Genomic DNA, 3,368 nt, shown 5'->3' on the forward strand with positions numbered 1-3,368 from the left:
GACTATCCCGCCGCCGTGGTCCACAAGAGCCACGACCCGCTTACCATGCTTGAGAACCCGGTGGGCACCGGCCCCTACCTGCCCGAGAGCCTCGTGCCCAATGAAAGCGCGGTGCTGGTGCGCAACGCCGATCACGACTGGTGGGGCGCCAGCGCCGAGGGCTTTGGCGGCGCCACCATCGAGCGCATCACCTTCCTCGACTACGGCACCGACCCGGCAAGCTGGCTCGCCGCGGCCAAGGCCGACGAGGTCGACATGCTCTACGAGAACATCGGCGATTTCATCGACGCCGCCGACGCGCTCGGCTGGCAGAAATCCGAGGTGGTCACCGGCTCGACCGTGGTGCTGCGCGCAAATCAGGCGGCGCTGGTCGAGGGCAAGGCGCCCTACTCGGACCTGCGCGTGCGCAAGGCGCTGCAGATGTCGGTCGACAACGAGATCTGCCTGGAGCTCGGCCATTCCGGCCTTGGTACCGTGGCGCAGAACCACCACGTGGCGCCGGTGCATCCCGACTACGCCGACGTGGGCCCCACGCCCTACGACCCCGAGGCCGCGCTGGCGCTGATGACCGAGGCCGGGATGGAGGGGTTCGAGCACGAGCTGGTGACGCTCGACGACGGTCTCACCATGCGCACCGGCGATGCCGCCGCCGCCATGCTCCGCGACGCTGGGTTCAAGGTGAATCGCACTGTCCTGCCGGGCTCGCGGTTCTGGGCCGAGTGGAAGACCTACCCGCTCTCGGTGACCGAGTGGAACCACCGCCCGCTCGGCATCCAGGTCATCGCGCTGGCCTATCGCACCGGCGAGCCGTGGAACGAGTCCGGCTACGCCAACGCCGATTTCGACGAGCTGGTGACCGAGGCGCTCGGCATCGCCGACGACACCGCGCGCAGCAAGGTGATGGCCGAGATCGAGAAGACGCTCCAGCGCGACGCGGTTATCATCCAGCCCTACTGGCGCTCGCTCTACCGCCACGTCCGCCCGGGCGTCACCGGTGCGGACATCCACCCGTCGTGGGAGATCCACCTTTACAGGCTCGGCATCTCGCAGGGCTGAGCGCTTACTGCCCGGACTCGGTCAGCAGGTCCTCGTAGCGCTGGTCGGTCAGCGTCTTCAGGAACGCCACAAGCGCGTCGATGCGCTGATCGTCGAGTGCGGGCCCCTCGGTGAGTTCGGTCATCGCGATGTTCTCGGCGACCTCGGGCGGGCCGAAGGGCGCGCCGGTCTCGGGGTTGATCTTCCGCTTCTCGTTCCGGGTGTTGTAGGTGTTGTAGAACAGGATCACCGTGCGCAGATCCTCGAACACGCCGTTGTGCATGTAGGGGCCCGTCACCGCGACGTTGCGCAGGGTCGGCGTCCGGTAGCGGCCCATGGTGTCCATCGCCCCCGCCACGCCCGGGTTGGCGTGCAGCCCGTCGTCGAGCTTGGTCACCCCATTCGAGGCCCGCAGGTCCGTGTTCGCCGGGACGCCGAGGTTGTAGTAGCGGTAGTTCGAGAAGGTCTCTTCCCGGTCCATCGCGTTCTGGCGGAGCTTGTGGCAGACGTTGCAGTTGGTGAACTGCTGCGAGAAGAACAGCAGCCGCCCGAGCTCTTCCTGCTTGGTGAGCTCGGCCTCGCCGCGCAGGTAGCGGTCGTATTTCGAGGTGAAGGGCGCGAACTCGTCGCTGCGCTCGAAGGCGGCGATGGCGCTTGTCATGGCATCGTAGGCGGCGTCGGGATCGTCGAGCACGCCCGCCTCGAAGAGCGCCGGGAAGGTTTCGGTATAATAGGCGTTCTCGCGCAGGCGCGCGACCACGGCGGCCTTGTCGGCCATCCCCATCTCGAGCGGGTTCAGCGGCGGCCCGCCCGCCTGCTCCTCGAGCGTGGCGGCGCGCCCGTCGTGGAACAGCCCGCCGACCCAGGCCCCGTCCTCGGCCTGGGCGAAGGCCGGCGCAAAGGCGGCGTAGGCCGCGGTCGGCGCGTTGCGGTCCCCGATGGACTGCCCGTCATCGCCGGGCGACGCGGCGCCGCGCGGATCGGCAAAGCCATGGTCGGGGTCGTGGCAACTTGCGCAGCTCTGGGTGCGGTTCTTCGAAAGGTTCACGTCGAAGAACAGCGCCTCGCCCAGATCCTCGAGCCGTACGGGTTCCGAGGCCGCTGAGCGGGACACGCTCACGCCAAGACCGGCCACGGCGGTGGCGGTGACGGACAGCGTGAGCAGTATGGCGAGTTTCATGCGGCGTCTCCCAATTGGGCCCGGAGATGGCATGACCTCCTAACGCCGACCTTGATGCAGGTCAATTCCTGACGAAAAGCCTTGGTCACTGGGGCGCCGGATCAGCTGCCCCAGATCGTCTTCACGTAGTTGCGGGTCTCACGGTATGGCGGCACGCCGCCATGCTTCTCGACCGCGCCGGGACCGGCGTTGTAGGCCGCCAGCGCCAGCCGCCAAGAGCCGAACTTGACGTATTGCGCCTTGAGATACCGCGCCCCGCCCTCGAGGTTCTGGGCCGGGTCATGCGGGTCGACGCCCAGCCGCTTGGCGGTGAAAGGCATCAGCTGCGCAAGCCCTATGGCGCCCTTGTGCGACTTGGCGGCGGGGTTGAAGTTCGATTCCTGCTTCACGAGGCGCAGGAACAGGTCTTCGGGCACGCCGTGCCGACGCGCCGCGATCCGCGCCATATCGGCGTAGGGGCCGTTGTAGCGGCCGCGGTAGACCGGGGTCGTGCTCTCGTCGCCGCCCATTGGGCCCCACTTGGTGGGTGTCACCACGGACGGCGGCTGCAGCCGGACCGAGCTGCGGTACTGCTCGGAGGCGCGGGTGTCGAGCACCGTCGTCTGCTGCCGGAACAACATGACGCGGTTCTTGGTGGAAAGCGTCTCGGCCTGCACGGCAGACGTCGAGAGCGCAGCGCAGACCAGTGCCTGCAACGCGATGGTTTGCAGTCCTCGCATGAGATGCCTTGTCCTGTCCCTTTATCCTTGGCCGGGACTATACCCGACCCGCGAGAAACCGCCAGCCTTGTGCCGGACCTACGGCAGGTGCGCGCTTACGTGTTGTTAACCACGCACAGGTGACAGTCGCAGCCGCACGGCGTTTCCGGCTGTCGGGCGGCTTGGAACCGGTTCGGGGCATCGGGCTGTGGCCACCCGCGCCGTCGCTGTGTAAGGCTCGTCGAAACCCCCTCGGGGGCGGAGAATCGGAACAGGATCCGCGAAGGATCAGAAACAAACGAGTGAGGATGACATGGCCGGATCCGTGAATAAGGTGATCTTGGTGGGCAATCTCGGGGCCGACCCCGAGGTGCGCACCTTCCAGAACGGCGGCAAGGTCTGCAACCTGAGGATCGCGACCTCGGAGAACTGGAAAGACCGCAACACCGGCGAGC

General features: G+C 67.3%; 4 protein-coding genes. 2 read left to right on the plus strand and 2 right to left on the minus strand.

Going from position 1 to position 3,368, the window contains the following annotated elements; genetic code table 11:
- On the plus strand, positions 1 to 1,056 hold a 1,056-nt coding region (locus tag HC022_RS21810; protein ID WP_254885223.1), incomplete at its 5' end, for an ABC transporter substrate-binding protein.
- A gap of 4 nt (positions 1,057 to 1,060) precedes the next feature.
- Here the strand turns inward: HC022_RS21810 and HC022_RS21815 are convergent.
- Both HC022_RS21815 and HC022_RS21820 read right to left on the minus strand, forming a co-directional pair.
- Entirely contained in the window at positions 1,061 to 2,215 is a 1,155-nt protein-coding gene (locus HC022_RS21815) for a cytochrome-c peroxidase (RefSeq protein WP_167453808.1), read from the minus strand.
- A gap of 101 nt (positions 2,216 to 2,316) precedes the next feature.
- A complete protein-coding gene (locus tag HC022_RS21820; protein ID WP_089960385.1) occupies positions 2,317 to 2,934 on the minus strand; it encodes a lytic transglycosylase domain-containing protein in 618 nt (205 codons plus the stop codon).
- Positions 2,935 to 3,226: 292 nt separating this feature from the next.
- Here HC022_RS21820 and ssb point away from each other — a divergent pair.
- Positions 3,227 to 3,368 (plus strand): single-stranded DNA-binding protein (gene ssb, locus HC022_RS21825; protein ID WP_167453809.1); only part of this gene is annotated, 142 nt, incomplete at its 3' end.

This window comes from Salipiger sp. HF18, from assembly GCF_011806505.1.
In the GTDB taxonomy this organism is placed as follows: Bacteria; Pseudomonadota; Alphaproteobacteria; order Rhodobacterales; family Rhodobacteraceae; genus Salipiger; species Salipiger thiooxidans.